The sequence below is a fragment of the Burkholderia crassaminum genome, from assembly GCF_964265005.1.
Taxonomy (GTDB): Bacteria; Pseudomonadota; Gammaproteobacteria; order Burkholderiales; family Burkholderiaceae; genus Burkholderia.
Window position 1 is genome coordinate 412,688 of record NZ_OZ183799.1, and the last position, 20,182, is coordinate 432,869.

General features: G+C 62.1%; 17 protein-coding genes and 1 tRNA gene. 14 read left to right on the top strand and 4 right to left on the bottom strand.

All coding sequences use genetic code 11. The annotated features are described in order from the left end of the window. Nucleotides 1–42: 42 nt before the first annotated feature. Nucleotides 43–1,248, bottom strand: a complete 1,206-nt coding sequence (locus ACPTTF_RS01905; protein ID WP_166965675.1) for a Do family serine endopeptidase — start codon at nucleotides 1,246–1,248, stop codon at nucleotides 43–45. Between the two features lie 21 nt (nucleotides 1,249–1,269). On the opposite strand from ACPTTF_RS01905, the gene ACPTTF_RS01910 reads away from it, so the two are divergent. From ACPTTF_RS01910 to ACPTTF_RS01970, 13 genes are all read left to right on the top strand, one after another. Further along, on the top strand, nucleotides 1,270–2,016 hold the full coding sequence (locus ACPTTF_RS01910) for a Nif3-like dinuclear metal center hexameric protein (RefSeq protein ID WP_166965673.1): 747 nt from the start codon (nucleotides 1,270–1,272) through the stop codon (nucleotides 2,014–2,016). A gap of 218 nt (nucleotides 2,017–2,234) precedes the next feature. After that, nucleotides 2,235–2,855, top strand: coding sequence for a ubiquinol-cytochrome c reductase iron-sulfur subunit (gene petA / locus ACPTTF_RS01915; RefSeq protein ID WP_021161845.1), 621 nt, complete (start codon nucleotides 2,235–2,237; stop codon nucleotides 2,853–2,855). Next, nucleotides 2,852–4,234, top strand: a complete 1,383-nt coding sequence (locus ACPTTF_RS01920) for a cytochrome b (RefSeq protein ID WP_423370099.1) — start codon at nucleotides 2,852–2,854, stop codon at nucleotides 4,232–4,234. Before petA ends, ACPTTF_RS01920 begins: the two co-directional genes overlap by 4 nt. Nucleotides 4,235–4,255: 21 nt before the next feature. Next, nucleotides 4,256–5,014, top strand: a complete 759-nt coding sequence (locus ACPTTF_RS01925) for a cytochrome c1 (RefSeq protein ID WP_166965669.1) — start codon at nucleotides 4,256–4,258, stop codon at nucleotides 5,012–5,014. A gap of 92 nt (nucleotides 5,015–5,106) precedes the next feature. Further along, a complete protein-coding gene (locus tag ACPTTF_RS01930; RefSeq protein WP_006400565.1) occupies nucleotides 5,107–5,718 on the top strand; it encodes a glutathione S-transferase N-terminal domain-containing protein in 612 nt (203 codons plus the stop codon). 71 nt (nucleotides 5,719–5,789) lie between these two features. Continuing rightward, the gene (locus ACPTTF_RS01935) at nucleotides 5,790–6,317 is read left to right on the top strand and encodes a ClpXP protease specificity-enhancing factor (protein WP_423370100.1); all 528 of its coding nucleotides are present in this window, start codon (nucleotides 5,790–5,792) and stop codon (nucleotides 6,315–6,317) included. An 18-nt stretch (nucleotides 6,318–6,335) separates the two neighbouring features. Next, nucleotides 6,336–6,411: transfer RNA gene (locus ACPTTF_RS01940), tRNA-Thr, on the top strand. A gap of 236 nt (nucleotides 6,412–6,647) precedes the next feature. After that, nucleotides 6,648–7,613, top strand: a complete 966-nt coding sequence (locus ACPTTF_RS01945) for a PLP-dependent cysteine synthase family protein (RefSeq protein ID WP_423370101.1) — start codon at nucleotides 6,648–6,650, stop codon at nucleotides 7,611–7,613. 348 nt (nucleotides 7,614–7,961) lie between these two features. Then, the gene (locus tag ACPTTF_RS01950; RefSeq protein WP_423370102.1) at nucleotides 7,962–9,305 is read left to right on the top strand and encodes a virulence factor; all 1,344 of its coding nucleotides are present in this window, start codon (nucleotides 7,962–7,964) and stop codon (nucleotides 9,303–9,305) included. A gap of 294 nt (nucleotides 9,306–9,599) precedes the next feature. Further along, on the top strand, nucleotides 9,600–12,350 hold the full coding sequence (locus tag ACPTTF_RS01955; RefSeq protein ID WP_423370103.1) for a type VI secretion system Vgr family protein: 2,751 nt from the start codon (nucleotides 9,600–9,602) through the stop codon (nucleotides 12,348–12,350). A gap of 19 nt (nucleotides 12,351–12,369) precedes the next feature. After that, a complete protein-coding gene (locus ACPTTF_RS01960; protein WP_423370104.1) occupies nucleotides 12,370–14,697 on the top strand; it encodes a T6SS effector phospholipase Tle3 domain-containing protein in 2,328 nt (775 codons plus the stop codon). After that, the gene (locus ACPTTF_RS01965) at nucleotides 14,694–16,175 is read left to right on the top strand and encodes a virulence factor (protein ID WP_423370105.1); all 1,482 of its coding nucleotides are present in this window, start codon (nucleotides 14,694–14,696) and stop codon (nucleotides 16,173–16,175) included. The genes ACPTTF_RS01960 and ACPTTF_RS01965 overlap by 4 nt, the downstream gene beginning before the upstream one ends. A 14-nt stretch (nucleotides 16,176–16,189) precedes the next feature. Next, nucleotides 16,190–16,447 carry a PAAR domain-containing protein gene (locus ACPTTF_RS01970; protein ID WP_423370106.1) on the top strand — a complete coding sequence of 86 codons (258 nt, stop codon included), beginning with the start codon at nucleotides 16,190–16,192 and terminating at the stop codon, nucleotides 16,445–16,447. Between the two features lie 121 nt (nucleotides 16,448–16,568). Here the strand turns inward: ACPTTF_RS01970 and ACPTTF_RS01975 are convergent, their stop codons facing one another. From ACPTTF_RS01975 to ACPTTF_RS01985, 3 genes are all read right to left on the bottom strand, one after another. Next, entirely contained in the window at nucleotides 16,569–17,183 is a 615-nt protein-coding gene (locus ACPTTF_RS01975) for a hypothetical protein (RefSeq protein WP_423370107.1), read from the bottom strand. Between the two features lie 165 nt (nucleotides 17,184–17,348). Beyond that, a complete protein-coding gene (locus ACPTTF_RS01980) occupies nucleotides 17,349–18,083 on the bottom strand; it encodes a LytR/AlgR family response regulator transcription factor (RefSeq protein WP_423370108.1) in 735 nt (244 codons plus the stop codon). A gap of 1 nt (nucleotide 18,084) precedes the next feature. Further along, a complete protein-coding gene (locus ACPTTF_RS01985; protein ID WP_423370109.1) occupies nucleotides 18,085–19,170 on the bottom strand; it encodes a sensor histidine kinase in 1,086 nt (361 codons plus the stop codon). Between the two features lie 392 nt (nucleotides 19,171–19,562). On the opposite strand from ACPTTF_RS01985, the gene ACPTTF_RS01990 reads away from it, so the two are divergent. After that, nucleotides 19,563–20,105, top strand: coding sequence for a hypothetical protein (locus ACPTTF_RS01990; protein ID WP_423370110.1), 543 nt, complete (start codon nucleotides 19,563–19,565; stop codon nucleotides 20,103–20,105). The last annotated feature ends 77 nt before the right edge of the window (nucleotides 20,106–20,182 follow it).

Genomic DNA, 20,182 nt, shown 5'->3' on the forward strand with positions numbered 1-20,182 from the left:
CCGGCGGGGTTCGGCACGCGGCTGCGCGCCGCTCGCCTGACGTCATTCGGTATCGCTGTCCTGCTCGTCGAGCGTCTGCTTCGGCGGCGGCGGGCGCTTGCCGATCACGACGCTCACGTCGAATTCCTTGCCCTTGCGCACGACGTGCACCTTGGTCGGCGTGCCCGGCTTGATCTGCGCGACCGTGTTCAGCAGCTTGGTCGTATCGGTGATTTCCTCGCCGTTGACCGTGACCAGGATATCGCCCGGCTTGATGCCGGCCTTGTCGGCCGGGCCGCCCTGCAGCACACCGGCGACGATCGCGCCCGATTTCTGCGAGAGCCCGAACGACTCGGCGATTTCGGGCGTGACGTCCTGCGGTTCGACGCCGATCCAGCCGCGCGTGACCGAGCCTGACGTGATGATGCTTTCGAGCACCGTGCGCGCGGTCGACACGGGAATCGCGAAACCGATGCCGAGCGAGCCGCCCGAGCGCGAGTAGATCGCGGTGTTGATGCCGAGCAGGTTGCCGTTCACGTCGACCAGCGCGCCGCCCGAGTTGCCGGGGTTGATCGGCGCGTCGGTCTGGATGAAGTTCTCGAACGTGTTGATGCCGAGGTGGTTGCGGCCCAGTGCGCTGATGATCCCCATCGTGACCGTCTGGCCGACGCCGAACGGGTTGCCGATCGCGAGCACGACGTCGCCGACCCGAGACTGGTCGGAGCGGCCGAGCGTGATCGTCGGCAGGTTCGTCATGTTGATCTTCAGCACGGCGAGATCGGTTTCGGGATCGCTGCCGATTACCTTCGCGGTGGCCGTGCGGCCGTCGGCGAGCGCGACTTCGATCTGGTCGGCGCCGTCCACGACGTGCTGGTTCGTTAGAATGTAACCTTCAGGGCTCACGATAACGCCCGAGCCAAGGTTGGCGGCCGGTTCGTCCTGCTGCTTGCGGGCGTTGCGGTCGCCGAAGAAGTAGCGGAACAGCGGATCTTTCGCGCGCGGGTCGGGCGGCAGCGAGCCGTCCTTGCTGGAGAACACGTTGACGACGGCCGGCATCGCCTTCTGCGCGGCTTCGGCGTACGACGTGGTCGCCGGTGCGCCGCCGATGCCCGGCGCGACTTCCCGCAGCGCAACGATCGGCGTGGCGAGCTGCTTGCCGAGCTGTCCTTGCCGTTGCAGCCATTGCGGCTTGAGCGTCACGACGATGAACATCAGCGCGAGCAGCACGGTAACCGCCTGCGCGAAGAACAGCCAGAAGCGTCTAAGCATCTGAATGGATTAGAGGTTTATATGGATCGGATCGAACTTGAATTGTACTTGAACAATACCCTTGAAACCGCGCGCTTCAAGGACTATTGCCCGAATGGCCTGCAGGTCGAGGGGCGCCGCAAGATCGAGAAGATCGCCACCGGCGTGACGGCGTCGGTCGCGTTTCTCGAAGCCGCGCTCGAATGGGGGGCAGATGCCGTGCTCGTCCATCACGGCTATTTCTGGCGCAACGAGCCGCAGCAGATCACGGGCCGCAAGTACCAGCGCCTGAAGCTGCTGCTCGCGAACGACCTGAACCTGTTCGCATTCCACCTGCCGCTCGACGCACATCCCGAATTCGGCAACAACGCGCAGCTCGGCGAGCGGCTCGGGCTGATCGGCGAGCAGCGTTTCGGTGAAGGCGACCTCGGCTGGATGGCAACGCTGCCGATGCCCGTCACGCTCGAGCACTTTGTCGCGAAGGTCGAGCGCACGCTCGGCCGCACGCCGCTCGTGCTCGGCGATCTCGACATGCAGCTGCGCCGCATTGCGTGGTGCACGGGCGCCGCGCAAAGCTATTTCGACGCGGCGATCGATGCCGGCGCGGACGTGTTCCTGACCGGCGAGGTGTCCGAATACGTGACGCACACGGCCGCCGAGAGCGGCGTCGCGTTCGTTGCGGCAGGGCACCATGCGACCGAACGCTACGGAATCCAGGCACTTGGTGCCCACTTGTCCGAAGAATTCGATATCGAACACCTTTTTATCGATATCCATAACCCGGTCTGAATGCCGGATTTGCGGCAGCGCATCGAAATTTCTCAATGTAGCAGATGCTTAAAAGTGAAATGATTTAATCGCTCCGATAGTGGGGGAAAACCCTTAACTATCAATCACTTCGAAGGGATTTTCATCTCCGGGCCTTGTAAATGGCGACTCCATTCGAGCAAACTAGCGGCGGAATGGAAAGTCGTGACGGAAAATCCAACTCAGAAGTGGGGCGTGTGATGCGAGACAAGGAAGAGAAACGCGTCGACAGCGGCCGCCGTACCTGGCTGATTGCGACATCCGTAGCAGGTGGCGTAGGAGGCGTAGCCACCGTCATACCTTTCGCGGCGTCGCTTGCGCCGTCCGCGAAAGCGAAAGCGGCCGGTGCACCGGTCGAGGTCGACATCAGCGGGCTGAAGCCCGGCGAAATGGTCACCGTGCCATGGCGCGGCAAGCCGGTGTGGATCCTGAACCGCACCGATTCGATGCTGGCCGACGTGGTCAAGGCCGACAAGGAAGTGGCCGATCCGACCACCGAAAAACCCTATACGATGCCGCTGCCCGCGTATTGCGCGAACGAATATCGCTCGCGGGCCGATCGCAAGAACATCCTCGTCGTGATGGCCGTGTGTACGCACCTCGGCTGCACGCCAAGCCAACGCTTCACGCCGGGTCCGCAGCCGAACCTGCCGGACGACTGGCCGGGCGGCTTCCTCTGCCCGTGCCATGGTTCGACCTACGACCTCGCTGGCCGTGTGTTCAAGAACAAGCCGGCGCCTCAGAATCTCGACATCCCGCCCTACATGTTCACGTCGGCAACGACCCTCGTGATCGGCAAGGACGAGAAAGGAGAAGCGTGATGGCCGACAACAAGGAAGTCTCCACGACAGGTCTCACCGGCTGGATCGATCAGCGCTTCCCGCTCACGTCCACCTGGAAGAAGCACGTTTCCGAGTACTACGCGCCGAAGAACTTCAACTTCTGGTACTTCTTCGGCTCCCTCGCGCTGCTGGTGCTCGTCAACCAGATCGTCACCGGCATCTTCCTGACGATGAACTACAAGCCCGACTCGACGCTCGCATTCGCGTCGGTCGAGTACATCATGCGCGAGGTGCCGTGGGGCTGGCTGATCCGCTACATGCATTCCACGGGCGCGTCGATGTTCTTCGTGGTTGTCTACCTGCACATGTTCCGCGGGCTGCTCTACGGGTCGTACCGCAAGCCGCGCGAGCTCGTGTGGATCTTCGGTTGCGCGATCTTCCTGTGCCTGATGGCCGAGGCGTTCTTCGGTTACCTGCTGCCGTGGGGCCAGATGTCGTTCTGGGGCGCGCAGGTGATCGTGAACCTGTTCTCGGCGATCCCGTTCGTCGGCCCTGACCTGTCGCTGTGGATTCGCGGCGACTACGTCGTGTCGGACGTCACGCTGAACCGCTTCTTCGCATTCCACGTGATCGCGATTCCGCTCGTGCTGGTCGGCCTCGTGATCGCGCACCTCGTCGCGCTGCACGAAGTGGGGTCGAACAACCCGGACGGCATCGAGATCAAGGCGAAGAAGGACGAGAACGGCATTCCGCTCGACGGCATCCCGTTCCACCCGTATTACTCGGTGCACGATTTCCTCGGCGTGTGCGTGTTCCTGATGATCTTCGCGCTGATCGTGTTCTTCTCGCCGGAGATGGGCGGCTACTTCCTCGAGGCGAACAACTTCGTCCCGGCGAACCCGCTGCAGACGCCGCCCGAGATCGCGCCGGTCTGGTATTTCACCGCGTTCTACGCGATGCTGCGCGCGACCACCGACCCGTTCAAGATTGTCCTGATGATCGTGATCGCGCTGCTCGGCGTGCTCGCGCTGATCCGCGCGCGCGGCAAGTGGAAGGCCGGGCTGCCGGTGCTGGCCGCGGCGATCGTCGTGTTCATGTACCTGACGGAGTCGAAGTTCTGGGGCGTCGTCGTGATGGGTTCGGCGGTGATCACGCTGTTCTTCCTGCCGTGGCTCGACCGCAGCCCGGTGAAGTCGATCCGCTACCGGCCGCTGTTCCACAAGGTGTTCCTCGGGATCTTCGTTGTGGCGTTCCTGACCCTCGCGTTCCTCGGCACGCGGCCGCCATCGCCGGCAGCCACGCTGATCGCGCAGTGTTGCGCGCTGATCTACTTCGCGTTCTTCCTCGGCATGCCCGTCTGGACGCCGCTTGGCACGTTCAAGCAGCCGCCGGAGCGGGTGCGCTTCAAGCCCCATTAACGTGAGCGAGGAGAGAACGACATGAAGAAACTGCTTTCGACACTCGCGCTGATCGGGGCGACTGCGTGTGCGCTGCTGGTGGCGCCGGCGGTTCGGGCGGAAGGTAATTTTCCGCTCGACCGGGCGCCCGATAACACGGAAAATCTCGTTTCGCTTCAGCACGGCGCGCAATTGTTTGTAAACTATTGCCTGAACTGCCACAGCGCGAACCTGATGCGCTACAACCGTCTGACGGATCTGGGCATATCCCAGAAGGAGATCGAAGCGAATCTCCTGTTCACGACCGACAAGGTCGGCAACACGATGTCCGTCGCGATGCGGCCTGAAGACGCGAAGAACTGGCTCGGCACCTCGCCGCCCGACCTGTCGGTCGAGGAGCGCGCGCGCAGCCGCGACTGGCTGTATACGTATCTGCGCAGCTTCTACCGCGACGATACGCGGCCGACCGGATGGAACAACGCGGTGTTCGAGAACGTCGGCATGCCCCATGTATTGTGGCAACTGCAGGGGCAGCGCACCGCCAAATTCGAAGACAAGACGGACGAGGAGACGGGCGAGAAGGCCCATACGCTCGTCGGCTTCCAGCAGGTCACGCCGGGGACACTGTCCGCGGTGGATTATGATGCTGCGGTTGCCGACCTGGTGGCGTACATGACCTGGATGTCCGAGCCGGCTCAGCAGACCCGCAAACGCCTCGGCGTATGGGTGCTGATCTTTCTCGGTGTCCTGACTTTCCTGGCCTGGCGGCTCAATGCCGCGTACTGGAAAGATATCAAGTAATCACGCCTGACCGGCGTGGGGCCGGCGCAAGGTGGAACCCTGGAGGGGGTTCGCCGCGTGCCGGCCCTCGGCTTTTTTGAGGAAACGCAAACATGATGGTTCTGTATTCCGGCACAACTTGCCCGTTCTCCCAGCGTTGCCGGCTGGTGCTGTTCGAGAAGGGCATGGACTTCGAAATCCGTGACGTCGACCTGTTCAACAAGCCGGAAGACATTTCGGTGATGAACCCGTACGGTCAGGTGCCGATCCTGGTCGAGCGCGACCTGATCCTGTACGAATCGAACATCATCAACGAGTACATCGACGAGCGCTTCCCGCATCCGCAACTGATGCCGGCCGACCCCGTGCAGCGCGCACGTGCACGCCTGTTCCTGCTCAACTTCGAGAAGGAACTGTTCGTCCACGTCAGCACGCTCGAGAACGAGAAGGGCAAGGCAGCGGAGAAGAATCACGAGAAGGCACGCCTCGCGATCCGCGATCGCCTGACGCAGCTCGCGCCGATCTTCGTGAAGAACAAGTACATGCTCGGCGAGGAATTCTCGATGCTCGACGTCGCGATCGCGCCGCTGCTGTGGCGTCTGGATCACTACGGCATCGAACTGTCGAAGAACGCCGCGCCGCTGATGAAGTACGCCGAGCGGATCTTCAGCCGCCCGGCCTACATCGAAGCACTGACGCCGTCCGAAAAGGTCATGCGTCGTTGATGATGCAATGAAGGCAAGACGGGGAGGGCGGCGCGGCGTGCCGCGCGCCCGCTCCGGGTTCGAGGATTGTGATGCAAGAGATTTCAACGAAGCCTTATTTGCTGCGCGCGCTGTACGAGTGGTGCACCGATAACGGTTACACGCCGCATATCGCGGTGAGGGTCGACAACTCGACGCGCGTGCCGCGTCAGTTCGTGCGTGACGGCGAGATCGTGCTCAACATCAGCTTCGAGGCGACGAGCCAGTTGCAGATGGGTAACGAGTGGATCGAGTTCACGGCCCGGTTCTCCGGGAAGGCGCACAAGATCGAGATTCCGGTTGCCAACGTGCTCGCGATCTACGCGCGCGAGAACGGGCAGGGGATGGCGTTCCAGGTCGATGCGGTCGCGGGTGAAGGCGAGGATTCGGGCACGTTCGACGAAGAAGCCGCGCAGGCGGATGATGCGTCGCGCAACGAAGCGCCTGCTGCGTTGACGCCGGTTGCCGACAGCGGCGCGAACGAGGAGCCCTCCGAAGGCGCCGACGAACCGCCGAAAACCGACGGCGATGGCGATGGTTCGAAAGGTGGCAACAGACCTCGCCTCAAGATCGTGAAATGAGGTAGAATCTCGCGCTACGCCGGCTTAGCTCATCTGGTAGAGCAGTTGATTTGTAATCATCAGGTGGCGGGTTCGAGTCCTGCAGCCGGCACCAAATTGAACGAAGGGCCGGGAGATTGATTCTCCCGGCCCTTCTTCGTTTCAGCGTCCACTTTCCCGGCCCGCGGGTTGTCGTTTGTTCCGTTCAGCGACATGTAGCCCGGTCAATCGCTTTGGCATCGCCCGATCTGCGGAGCGAATCTCCATAGCAAGAACATACAAGCTCCGCTTCGGTGCACTGGCTACAGTACATCGCTCACGATCAACGCCCGCCCGAACCAGGAGGCCATCATGAGCAAAGTGCTCGATTCCATTGTCGACGCCATCGGTGCGACGCCGCTCGTTCGTCTCGACCGGCTGACGAAGGCGCACGGCCTCGAAGGCGCCATTCTCGCGAAGCTCGACTACCTGAATCCCGGATTCTCGAAAAAGGATCGCGCGGCGCAGGGCATCGTCGATGAAGCCGAACGTAGCGGTGCGCTGCAGCCGGGGCAGACCGTCGTCGAACTGACGTCGGGCAACATGGGTACCGGCCTCGCGATCATTTGCGGCGTGAAGGGCTATCCGTTCGTCGCGGTGATGTCGAAGGGCAACTCCGAGGAGCGCGTCAGGATGATGCGCGCGTTGGGTGCGGAAGTCGTGCTGGTCGAGCAGTTGCCAGGCGCTGCTCCTGGACAGGTGTCGGGCGGCGATCTCGAACTCGTCGAACGCGAAGCGCAGCGCATCGTAGCCGAGCGCGGTGCGTTTCGCGCCGATCAGTTTCATCGCGACGGCAACTGGCTCGCGCACTATCGGACGACCGGGCCGGAAATCTGGGAAGCGACCGATGGCCGCATCGACGGGTTCGTTGATTTTGTCGGATCGGGCGGTACCTTTGCTGGCGTCAGCAAGGCGCTCAAGGAACGGAATTCCGCGATTCGCTGTTATGTCGTCGAGCCGGTTGGGGCGGCGCCGATCGCCGGGCAGCCCGTGTCGCGACCCGAGCATCCGATCCAGGGCGGCGGCTATTCGATCGGCGATCTTCAGTTTCTGAACGACATGCGCGCAGACGGTTTTCTGCAGGTTGCGGGGGACGAAGCGCTGCGTGTCGCACGCGAGCTTGCGCAGAAGGAAGGGATCTTCGGCGGATTTTCGTCAGGCGCGAACGTGGCGGCGGCGCTGCAGTTGCTGGCCGGCGAGATGCGCGGCAAGACGATTGCCGCAGTGATTTGCGATTCGGGATTGAAGTATCTGTCGACGGATCTCTGGAACGGTTGATTGCGTGCGGAAGGGGCCGGCTTCGCGAGTGTCGACTGTTATATCCTTACGTGACATCTCGAAACAAAGGGCTACGCGATGTTCGCGTGGCCCTTTGTTTTATTCAGGCTCTCTTTGCTTGCGATGTGTCCGACAACTTGCATTGAGTGTGTGGGCAGAGGTGTTTTCTGATGCCCGTTTTCAAGTTCTTTGCCTGACTTCGGTGAGATTCCTCCAATGATCGGGCGGGTAACACTCCGGCCGATCTCGATCCCGTTCCGTTGATTGATTGTCACGATGGGTATGATGTGCAACTCGAGTGTTTTCGCTGGACACGGGTTTCGTGATGAATTGAGTGCGGGAGATTGGGTGAATCGATTGTCTATAGGGTCGTCCCTGGTCGCGCTTCGGGCGTTTGTTGCATTGGCCATCATGATAGTGGCGCCAGTGCAAGCGGCTACTGTGTCGCAGAAAGATGCTGCTGCGTTGGATACGAGCGGAAGTGCTCCGCCTTTCGTTGCGCAGGTCGTCGGGTTGGAGTGGCTGAATCCATCGCAGCGGCGAGATTATCCGACTGAGTGGCAGATTCTCTGGACAATGGGTCTTGTTCAGCCGAACAAGAACGACGACATGGTTCGGACGATGCCGCAGAAATTTTCGAAGCTCCAGTCAATTGGGGCACTCGTATACGGTAACCAAGGGGCGGAAACGTTCAAGGGCTTCTATCACAAGTACGTCAGTAAGCTGCTTGGACTGTTCGGTGATCGCTATGTGATGAACGCCAAGTATTTCTACACGGTCAAGTCCAAGAATAAGGAGGATTGGCGTGAACTGGCTGGCATCCGCGTGGAGTTTGCCGTGCCGAATAGACTGGACGCTGGCGAGGCTCAGGCTTATTTACAGGAGAGCATTACTAGGGAGTTCAACATCGGGAACAAATACTTCCTGGATCTTTGGAGCAAAGACACCCCACCCGACGTCCACGTCAACCAAGGCGGTGCAAACGCCGGTTTCACGTCGCTGAACCGCGCGCTGGATTACCTGCAGGCGAACCCGGACAAAAGCGCGTGGGTGATGAACTGGGACGCCCCGAGCTTCCCGCCGAAGGATGCGCAGATCAACGAGAACATGGTGGTGCTGTTCCTCGTCGGACCGAACTTCAAGACGGAACGCGAACCGCTGGCCTGGATCGGCCGCGCGGCGACGAGTAACGTCAAGGACTACGAGGCGAAGGCCGGCACCACGCGCGCAGTGCAGGCATGGAAAGCCACGATCGACGGCGCGGCGCGCAACGCGGGCGTGACGGTGCCGTCGCTGAACTTCGTGGTGCATGACGCGGGCCGGGGCGGCGAAGCGGCGTCGGAGCGGATCGGCGCGTTGTCGCAGACGTTGACGGAAGTGTTGCCGGACTACAACTTCAGCAAGCAGACGTTCAATACGCCGGCGCTGCTGGGCCCGATGGGAGCGGGTACGGCGCTGACGGACGTGGTGCTGGCGATCGGTCGGGCGAATCACCTTGGCGAGAAGGTGCTGGTGGCGGGGACGACGGATGCGCAGCACCCGACAGCGGTGGTGGTGTTGCCGCCGTCGAAAGTCGTGCCGATCGATGCGGACAAGGACTGGTTCCGCGCGCGAGGCGAGAACAATGCATATCTGCCGTGGTGGGGCCGTCGCCACGACACCGACTACGGCATGCAGGGCTATTCCTACTGACCAGGAGTATGGCCATGCATCCTCGAGCACGCTCGATCGACGCAGCCCCGATGAAAGTCGGGAAATGGACGGCAACGCAACCCGTCGCGGTCACAAATTGAGGTTTCCTGATTCCACGCGCGATTTGCGGATGTATCGCTGCCCGCTTTTCGCGTTAGAGCATGTGCTCTGTGGAATATTGTCAATTCCAGGGGGTGAAAAACTTATTTTTATGACAATTTGATAAAATCGCGCGAAACAGCGACAGCGCACCCGAGGTTCGTGCGCCATAACGAATCAAACTGAGAGACCGTCGTGAATATCCGAGAAGCGTTTCGCAATTTCGTATCGGGGATTGATACGAATCGGCGCCCCGTGACACTGAATTGGGGCGCTGCACAAAAAGATCTGGGCGCGCAGCTTGCACTGCAGCATGTGAGTATTCGCGAAAGCATGATGACCGGCATCGATGGCCGTCTGACTTGCGTTTCGCAAAACGGAAATCTCTCGCCCAAGCTCTTTATCGGCGCGCCCGTATCGGTCGGGCTGGTTACCGACCGTGGCGGCAAGCACGCAATCAACGCGATCATCAGTGCGGTTCAGGTCGGGCGTTCCGACGGTGAACTCACGATTTATCAGTTCACCGTGACCGATGCGGTGAATCTGCTCCACAAGCGCACCAACTCCCGTATCTTCCGCAACGTCAATGTGATCGACGTGCTCAACGTCGTGCTGAACGAATGGCGGCAACGGAGCCAGACGCTTGCCCGTGCATTCGAATTCGATCTGTCGGGCCTGAATTCGTCCCGGTATCCGAAGCGTTCGTACATGCGTCAAGTCAACGAGTCGGACGCGCGTTTCGTGTCGCGGCTCTTGCGTCGCGACGGCATCACGATGTTCGTTCGCCCCGGACGGGCGAGCGGCCAGTCGCAAGACGGTGAGCCGCCGGTGCATACGATGGTGTTTTGCGACGACCCGCACAAGCTGTCCGAAGGGCCGTCGGGTACGGTGCGGCTGCACCCGCGCGATGCGGGCACCGAAGAGCGCGACACGATCACGGTGCTCACGATGCGCCAGGAACTGATCTCGGGCGAAGCAAGCCGGCCGACCTGGGACTACCGGAAGGCGAGCGTGGACCAATCGAGCCGGCCGGCCGGTCTCGACCAGGGAGCGGCCGGCAACGACCTGGCCCAGCTGTTGACCGATATCGTGATCGAGAGCCCGCACGTAGCGGACTCGTGGTCGGACCTCGACCGGATCACCGAAGACCGGATTCTGGCGCGCGAAGCACACGCGGTCCGCTACGACGGCAAGAGTGGCATCCGCGATCTCCAGATCGGCACCTGGGTGACGATTACCGGCGATTCGGACTGGAATGCGCGGCCCGCCGAGCAGCGGCAGTTCGTGCTCACGTCGCTGCACCACAACGTATGGAACAACTTGCCGAAGGAGCTGAGCGAGCGGGCGCAGACGCTGTTCTCGACGAGCCACTCGCTCGAGCAGCCGACAACGACGGGCGGCCAGCAACCGGACGATCAGGATACGCGCTACGAGAACCAGTTCACGTGTGTGCCGCGCGGCACGCCGCTGACGCCGATCTACGACACGAAGATCGATCTGCCGCTTACGCCGTTGATCACGGGGCGCGTGGTCGGCAGCGGGTCGGACGAGGTGACGTGCGACGAGACCGGTTGCGTGTACGTGATGATCCTGGGCCAGGATGCAGCGGATCACACTCATGCGCAAGGTGCGGGAACGAACGGGAACCTGGGCGATAGCGCGCCGATTCGCGTTGCATCGAGCCTGGCGGGGCCGACCTTCGGCCAGACCATCCTGCCACGCGTCAATACGGAAGTGTTGCTGGGCTGCCTGGGTGGCGATCCCGATCGCCTGATCATCCTCGGGGTCTTGCCGAACGGCGCCAACATGCCGGCAGCATTCAGCCACACAGGCAGCCTGCCCGGTAACCGCTACCTGACCGGCATCAAGACCAAGGAGATCAGCGGGCAACGGTATAACCAGCTTCGACTCGACGACACGCCGAAGCAAATCAGTGCGCAACTGGCGTCCGAGCATGCGCATTCCCAGTTGAATCTCGGGTATCTGACCCAGCCGCGCGACAACGGCCAGGGTGCTGATCGCGGCCAGGGCGCGGAACTCCGGACCGATGCCGCAGCGGCATTGCGCGCCGCGCAGGGGATGTTGTTGACGACCTACGCGCGCACCCAGGCGAGCGGTGGCCAGCTCGATCGTGACGAACTGATCCAGCTGCTTCAGCAGTGCACGGACCTGTTCAAGTCGCTTGGCGATTATGCCGGGCAGCACGGCGGACAAGCGACCGATACGGCAGGGCAGTCGACGCTGTCGGCTGCGTTCAAGGACTGGGGGCCGGGCGCCGGCGGCAACGATGCCTCGCAGGCATTGATGGCATTCGGCGCGCAGGCCGGATCGTTGAACATCACGCCGAAAACGCACGTGACCTATGCGGGCGAGAACATCGATCAGGTAGCCGCCAATCATCTGCAATTCACGAGCGGCCAGAAGCTGAACATGCAGGCCGGCAACGGGCTGTGGCTGTTCGCGCAGAGTGCGGGCATCACGACGATCGCCAATCAAGGCAAGTTGCTGATGCAAAGCCAGAACGACGATACGCAGATCGATTCCGCGAAGAACTTCCAGGTGACGGCGGCGGGCGGCAAGGCATCGGTGCTTGGCAAGGACCAGGTCGTGCTGATGACGTCCGGCGGCGCCTACCTGAAGCTCGACGGTGCGAATATCGAGCTGGGTTGCCCGGGAACATTCACGGTGAAGTCGGCCGGCCACTCGTGGCAGGGTCCCGCCAGCATGAGCGGCGAATTACCGGCGTTCAGCCACTCGCCGCTCGGGCGGGTGCCGAAGCTGGTCCGCGCAACGGACGGGCAGCCTGCACCGGGATTCGATGCCGAGGTCAGGAAGGCGTCCGGCGATTTGCTGGACCAACAGACCGATGAGGCGGGCAAGCTGTCGCCGATCAACGGCAACCAGTTCGAGCAACTGACGGTTCAGTTCATCAAGAAAAATATCTGAGCATTCCGGGGAATAACGCATGACCGATTCTTTTCTGAATCCGCTGGGCTCCTCGTCGCCCGGCGCGGCGCCCGCTACGGGCGGCAAGGCCGGCGTCCACGCGCGCAAGCGGCGCGTCGTGGTTGGAGAAGGCCAGGGACCGACGCTATTCAATCAGCATAGCGAACTGATTTGCGTCAAACAGCAACCATTGCCCGGCGTGATCATCTTCGTGCACGGTGTGAACTCGGAGGGGGAGTGGTACAAGGACGCCGAAGATGGCTTATGCAAGGGGTTGAACCGACGACTCGCACGGCTCGATGATCAGTTGGATCATACGGGGGTGATTGGCGGTCAGATGAGTCCCGTCGGGTACACAGACAGCCTGACAGAGGATGGATTCCTGAATCCCAAGCTGTGGGCGGGAAGTTACATCAAGCCCGATCCTTCATTTTCTCCGGTGATCCATTTCCGCTGGGGCTACAAGGCCAACAAGGAAGAGTTGAAGGAATACGGAGACAAGATTTTCCTGAATGAGAAGAACTACTGGGGCGGCGGCCCGTTCGCGAACGGTTGTTCGAGCTTGCCGGACTTGTGGCACGAGGGGCTCGACGACCGGATCTTCGGCTGGATCTCCGTTCAGGCGATGAATCCGACGACGCGCCCGCTGTATCGAACTCCGCCCCGTACTTACGGGGTGCTCGCCGCATTGCGTCTGGCGAAGCTGGTGGAGTCGATTCGCAGGAAGCAGGCGAACGTGCCGATCACGATCGTGTGCCACAGCCAGGGGAACATGGTTGGATTGACGGCGGCATTCTTCGGCGACCAGTTGCCAGAGGTGACCGACCCGTGGGGCAATACGGGGCGCTGCGTCGCCGATGCCTATGTGCTGGCGAATCCTCCCTATAGCGTCGCCAATACCGACACGGGAATGGATACCTGGTCCCAGCGTCGTGTCAAGGATTCCAAACACGGGCGTGGCCGCGAGACTTATGAGGCCCGTACACAGACACTCCGCGCATTTCTCGACATCATCCGCGCCCGTTCGGCATTCGAACCGCCGGCGGACAAACTCGACAAAGAGATGGGCAATTGCCGGACGTCCGAGAAAGGCAAGCCGTATTCAGCTGCCGCCGATCGGGGTGCGCACGGCTTGAACGGTTATACCCACGGCCGCGTGACGCTGTATTGCTGCCCGCATGATCAGGTGATCTCCGCCGTGACGGTTCAAGGTATCGGATGGCGCGGGCTGGGGCGCGTCAAGGACGACAGCAAAGAGGACGGGCCGTCGAAGGAGCTGATCGATGTCGGTGCTGACGGCGTGTTGACGCAGCGGGTGTTTGCGACGCACTGGGAGGTGGGTAAAGTCGGTGACTATGGGTATTGGCTCAACGACTGGCGGCACGGTAAAACGGGCACGACTCCCGGCTTCTGGTTTCCGCCTTCTCCGCCGGCAAAATTTGGACTGGTTCGAGCATTGAGCGGAAACGAGAATCCGCTTGCCATGTTATTTACAACGCTTTCTGCACCGGTTCTCTACCTGATAACGCTGGCCACATCGAGCGTCAAGTTGTTTCCCGTTAATGCCAACCCTCCGGAGTTCTGGACGGTGAACGCAGACGCGCCGGCGCTCGACGAACCGTTCACGCCGAAGACGTATCGAAGCAATGATCCGGAGCGTCGCAATCCGATAGAGATACAGGATGGCGACGCCAAGAGCGATTTCAACGACGGCTACGATACACCTGCGTCGGCCCGGAACGCGGCTAAGACGGATAGGAAATCCGACGATCCGTACGATACCTACCAGTCACAATCGCCTGACGACGTAGCCAAAGGTGACGTCAAAAGCGAAGCGTCGCAACGTTACGAGGATCACGCGATCCTGCGGATGCGCGCGCGTCGTGACGGCCGCAAGGCGTGGGTGGACGACGCAGGCAACGTGATAGGGGAAGACGGCAAGAGCGACGCGCCGGAAGGCTACCAGGAATGGCATAACGAGCAGGTGGTGGACATCCTCGATGCAGGCAAGCTGAACAACCCGACCAATCACTCGATCACGATGACGAACCCGGAGCATGCTCAGAAGGCTCTGGCGTACGATGTCGCAATCGGATTGTGCTACCTGTCGCCCCAGGATTTTACCGATCTGCGGATCGAAGCGGATTGGCGGTTTGGGGAGGCGCTGCCGGAAAATCATCCAAGCAAGCACTATGCGGATTATTTCGAAAGTGGAGTATTGGGGGCGGGAAAGGATGCCATGCCGGTGCACGAGTGGGTCAAGAATGCCAAAGAGGCCGAGCGTCCCGAAAAAATTGTCGATGAGCGTGAGAACGAGCTGTATCTGAAAATCGGAGGGGGGGTATGAGTAAGCTCATTTCGACCCAGCCCCGTAGATTGGTTGTTGCCATCGTAGTGTTGATTGTCGCGATGGGTATCATGTACAGCTTGAGTATTTTCGATGGACATAAGCCTCGTGGCGAATTGAACATGGGAGATTGGATGAAGCGATTGTTGATGGTGCCGTCCCTGGCAGCGATTTTGACGTTTGTGGTATCGACTCTCATGATGGCAACGCCCGCGCAAGCGGCGACCGTGTCGCAGAAAGATGCTGCCGTTTTGAATGCCGGCGAAAGTGCCGCACCGTTCGTCGCGCAGGTGGTCGGATTGGAATGGATAAACCCATTGCAGCGGCGCGACTATCCAACTGAATGGCAGGTTTTGTGGACCATGGGGCTCGCTAAACCCAATAAAAACGACGACATGGTTCGGACGGATCCGAAGTCGTTCACGACGCTTCAGTCGGTTGCAGGGTTTGCGTACGGCAATCAGGGCACTGAAACATTCAAAGGCTTCTATCACAAGTACGTTCGCAAATTGCTTGGACTGTTCGGCGATCGCTATGTGATGAACGCCAAGTATTTCTACACGGTCAAGTCCAAGAATAAGGATGATTGGCGTGAACTGGCTGGCATCCATGTTGAGTTTGCCGTGCCGAATAGACTGGACGCTGGCGAGGCTCAGGCTTATTTACAGGAGAGCATTACCAGGGAGTTCAACATCGGGAACAAATACTTCCTGGATCTTTGGAGCAAAGACATCCCTCCCGACGTCCACGTCAACCAAGGCGGTGCAAACGCCGGTTTCACGTCGCTGAACCGCGCACTGGATTACCTGCAGGCGAACCCGGACAAAAGCGCGTGGGTGATGAACTGGGACGCCCCGAGCTTCCCGCCGAAGGATGCGCAGATCAACGAGAACATGGTGGTGCTGTTCCTCGTCGGACCGAACTTCAAGATGGAACGCGAACCGCTGGCCTGGATCGGCCGCGCGGCGACGAGTAACGTCAAGGACTACGAGGCGAAGGCCGGCACCACGCGCGCAGTGCAGGCATGGAAAGCCACGATCGACGGCGCGGCGCGCAACGCGGGCGTGACGGTGCCGTCGCTGAACTTCGTGGTGCATGACGCGGGGCGTGGCGGCGAAGCGGCGTCGGAGCGGATCGGCGCGTTGTCGCAGACGTTGACGGAAGTGCTGCCGGACTACAACTTCAGCAAGCAGACGTTCAATACGCCGGCGCTGCTGGGCCCGATGGGAGCGGGTACGGCGCTGACGGACGTGGTGCTGGCGATCGGTCGGGCGAATCACCTTGGCGAGAAGGTGCTGGTGGCGGGGACGACGGATGCGCAGCACCCGACAGCGGTGGTGGTGTTGCCGCCGTCGAAAGTCGTGCCGATCGATGCGGACAAGGACTGGTTCCGCGCGCGAGGCGAGAACAATGCATATCTGCCGTGGTGGGGCCGTCGCCACGACACCGACTACGGCATGCAGGGCTATTCCTACTGACCGGACAACCGACCATGCGAGGAATCATTCGAGTGGGTGACGTCCACAGTCACGGCGGCTTTGTCGAGACGGGTGCGTCGAACAGCGATGTCATGGGGCGCCCGCCCGCACGTGTCGGTGACCGCTGCACCTGCCCGTTACATGGGCCGTGCGTCGTCGTCGAGGGCGATGGGCAGTTCGAAATCGAGGGGGCGCATGCGGCGTTCGAAGGTCACAAGACCTCATGTGGCGCCGTTCTGATTTCATCGTTGCCGACTTCGGGACGCTCGTGATTCGAACCGCTGGGACAGCCGCATCGAGGTGACAGAGGGTTCGGCCCGGTTACCCGTCACGCTGTCCGGCGAAGGGCTGCGCGCTGCATGGCGCAGTCCTTCGTCATTTCCACGCCACGCTTCAGTTGGCCGGCTGAGCGGGCGCCCTCGCACTCATCTGCACCACATGCGCGGCGCGCAGCGTATCGCCAAACATCTTTCCCATCGCCGCACCGCACTTCTTCGCGAGACTGTCCGAATCGAGACACGTCTCCCCATCGGCGCGCGCCTTGTAGACCGGCTTGATCGTGTAGCGGGTACCGCCCATCTTGTCACCGGTCGCCGGGACGAAGGTCGTCGTCACATTCGATACCTCCATTTGCCACGTCGCGCTGATGGGCGTGCCGTAACGCGCCGTCCCGGACTCCGTGAACAGGCGGATCGTATGACTCGGCTTCATGGCCCGCAGTGCCGCAGGTACCGGATTCACGAACTTCATCTCGTCCAGCTCGACGACTTTCGTCGGCACACCGGCCAGTGCAGCCTGGATGCCTTCACCCAGTCCGGCGAGATACGCGCGCCCTTCGCTGCCGAACTCGGGCCCGTCGAATGCCTTGCCGTCCACGACGACCAGGATCGCGGTCGCTTCTGTCGGCGCGATGCCCGCGGTGTTCTCGCCGATGAGGTTGGGCGTGGCGACGCAGCCGCTTACGAGCGCTGCAACCACGCATGTCGTCAATCCACGCAGTGTTTTCATTGTTTTCAGGGCCGGCCGGTGGGGAGGACGTCGTGTCGACTCGAGGCGATACAGTCGAGCGCAACGTGATCGCGCGATTGTGTTGGATGGGGCGCTGTTTGCCAATGTGTCGTTCACGCTTTGTCGGAACGTAACCTTGTTACACGCGCCGCAAGCAGACACCTATCACATCTGCCTGAACAACCCCGCATACGCCCGACTGACCGGCAGCATTTCCCGCTGCCCGTGCACGCGAATCCGCAATCTCCCCAGCAAGTCGCGCTCGACGCGATCGATCGCTGCATACGCAACGATCACGCCGCGATGCACCTGCGCGAACCGCTCCGGATCGAGCCGTTGCATCAGTTCTTTCAGCGGCGTGCGAATCACGAGCCGTTCGCCGGGCGTGACGACTTCCGTGTATTTCTCCGATGCCTGGAAATACAGCACGTCGTCGACCGATACGAGCCGCGTCGCATCCTTCACGCCTACCGTCAGCCAGCGGATCGGCACCGCTTCTCTCGCTTGCGCCGCCTGCGCGAGCGCATCGGCCTGCGCAAGCGCTGGCCCGCCGCGCTGAAGCTTCGCGATACAGCGCAGCAGCCGCTCGTCCGTCACCGGTTTCAGCAGGTAGTCGACTGCCGCGCGATCGAACGCGTCGACCGCATATTCGTCGTAGGCCGTGACGAACACGACATGCACGTCCGGAGCCAGCGCGGCGAGCTTCAACCCGTCGATGCCGGGCATCCGGATGTCGAGAAACGCGATGTCCGGGCGCGGCGACGCGTTCAGCGCAGCCAGCGTTTCGATACCGTTGCGCGGCATCGAAACGATTTCCAGTTCGGGCCAGAGCTGACCCAGCCGCTGCGCAAGCGAGGCGGACAGGTTCGGTTCGTCGTCAGCGATGAGGGCGGTCGGCATGTCAGTCGATCGGAATCAGCAGCGTAGCGGTAACGCCATGCGCGGCGGCGGTGTTCGTCTCGACGGAGACGCGCCCGCGCTCGCCGTGCAGCGTCCGGATGCGCGCGGCGACGTTGGCGAGCCCGACGCCGCCGTGCAGGCTCGAGCCGCCCTTACCGAGGCCGACGCCCGTGTCGATCACGTTCAACATCAGCGCATCGCCACGCATCCTGCCGCGAATCACGATCACGCCGCCGTCGATCGACGGCTCGATCCCGTGCAGCAGTGCATTCTCGACGAGCGGTTGCAGCAGCAGCGGCGAGAATGGCAGCGCGTGCAGATCCGCCGGCACGTCGATCGTATAGGAAAGCCGCTCGGCGAGCCGGATCGACGCGATCTTCAGCAATGCTTCGACGAGTTCGAGCTCCTCGCCGAGCGTCGACGTCGCATCGCGCGTGCGCCGCAGGCTCGCGCGCAGGTAGCGGTTCAGGCTGTCGAGCATCGTCGATGCGCGAGCCGGATCGCGCTCGATCAGGCTCTGCACGTTCGCGAGCGTATTGAACAGGAAGTGCGGCTCGATCTGCGCCTGCAACAGCGCGAGGCGCGCGGCCGTCTCGGCCTGGCGCGCTTCGGCGGCTTCGCGTCGTTCGGTCTCGAGCGTCGCACGCATGCGCATGGATTGCAGGAACAGCGATACGCACACGAACAGGATCGCCGAGATGAGAAACGACGGCCCGTAGTTGTCCCACGTGCCGAGGCGGGCGCGCCCGAACACGTGCGGCACATTCCCGCGGACGATCGTCGCCGAGATCTCGAAACCGATGAGCACGCTGGCCGGCGCGATCACGACGGTCTTCAGCGCGAGCCCCGGCTTGCGCGGCAGCAGCCGGTCGGCGGCATGGCTGAACAGCAGCGCGCAGAACCCGATCACGTTGGCGACGACGAGGTAGGGCAGCAGCGGTTCGTTGAAATGAAGGGCCCAGAAACCGAGGCCGACGACCGAGTTGAAGCACGCGAACGCGAGCAGCGCGGCCGGATCGCGCAGCGGCCGCGGCGGGGCGTCGGCGGGTGGCTGCGGAATCGGCGACGGGTCGGATGTGGCTCGCATGGTGTCGGGTGAAGGTGGGCGCGCGTTGCGCTGATGGCTAGACCTTACTGCCGGAGGGGCCGATTGCGCGCGAGTTGCGACGAATGGCGCGCGGCTTCGACGAAGCGCTGCGGCTGCCGACGGTTGGCCGGTTTCCGTCACGAGTGTAGTGGAAGGCGCTGCGGAAGGACACGGGGCGTTGCCGGTTGCGCGTCGAGCACGAAGCACGGACTGGTTCTGATGTCGCCGGCCGCCGGATTCGATGGCGCGTCAGTCGTCCCGATTCGCCAGACGATCATCGCCGCGACGCGCAACTCGTCCGCGAATTCCCGCCTCCCGTCGCAAGCTGCGCCGCCTGACAGGATCGGGCAGTACGGTGTTGTCGTGTTCACTCCGATCAGGCGACTCCGACCATGTCTACGCTCCTTCATCTGAAGCCTTACGTGTACGTAATGTTCTGCGTGCTGCTCTATATCGGCGTCAAGCGCTGTTTCCCGCGCGAGGTGCCGGCGGCGCGTCCGCTGATCTCGCCTATCGCGTTCGGGATGCTCGGCATCGTCAGCCTGAACGGGCTTTTTCCGCGTGCCGGCATCGACGCGAACGCGATTGCGCTGGCGGCTGTCCTGGGCGGTGTGGCGCTGGGCTGGCTGCACGCGAGCCGGTGGCGGCTCGAGTACCGTCCGGCCGCGTCGGGCCTGCGTGTGCGCCTGCCCGGCGACGCGAGCCTGCTCGTCACGCTGATGCTGACGTTCGTCGCCGAAACCGGCATCCATTACGCGGTCGCCGTGCGCGCGCCGTGGGCGGCGACGAGCGGCTTCGTGATGCTGTCGTTCGCGGTATGGGGCGTGCTCATCGGGATGACGCTCGGGCGCGCGGTGAACGTGGTCGTGCGCTGCATGCGCCATGCGAACGGATCGGCGCGCGGCGGGTTCCCGTATTCGGTCGATCCGCGATGAAGGGCGCGAGACAGCCGGCGAGCAGGTAACCGACGGCCACGCATGTGACGCGGCCCGCTGTCGTCAACTGGATCGGC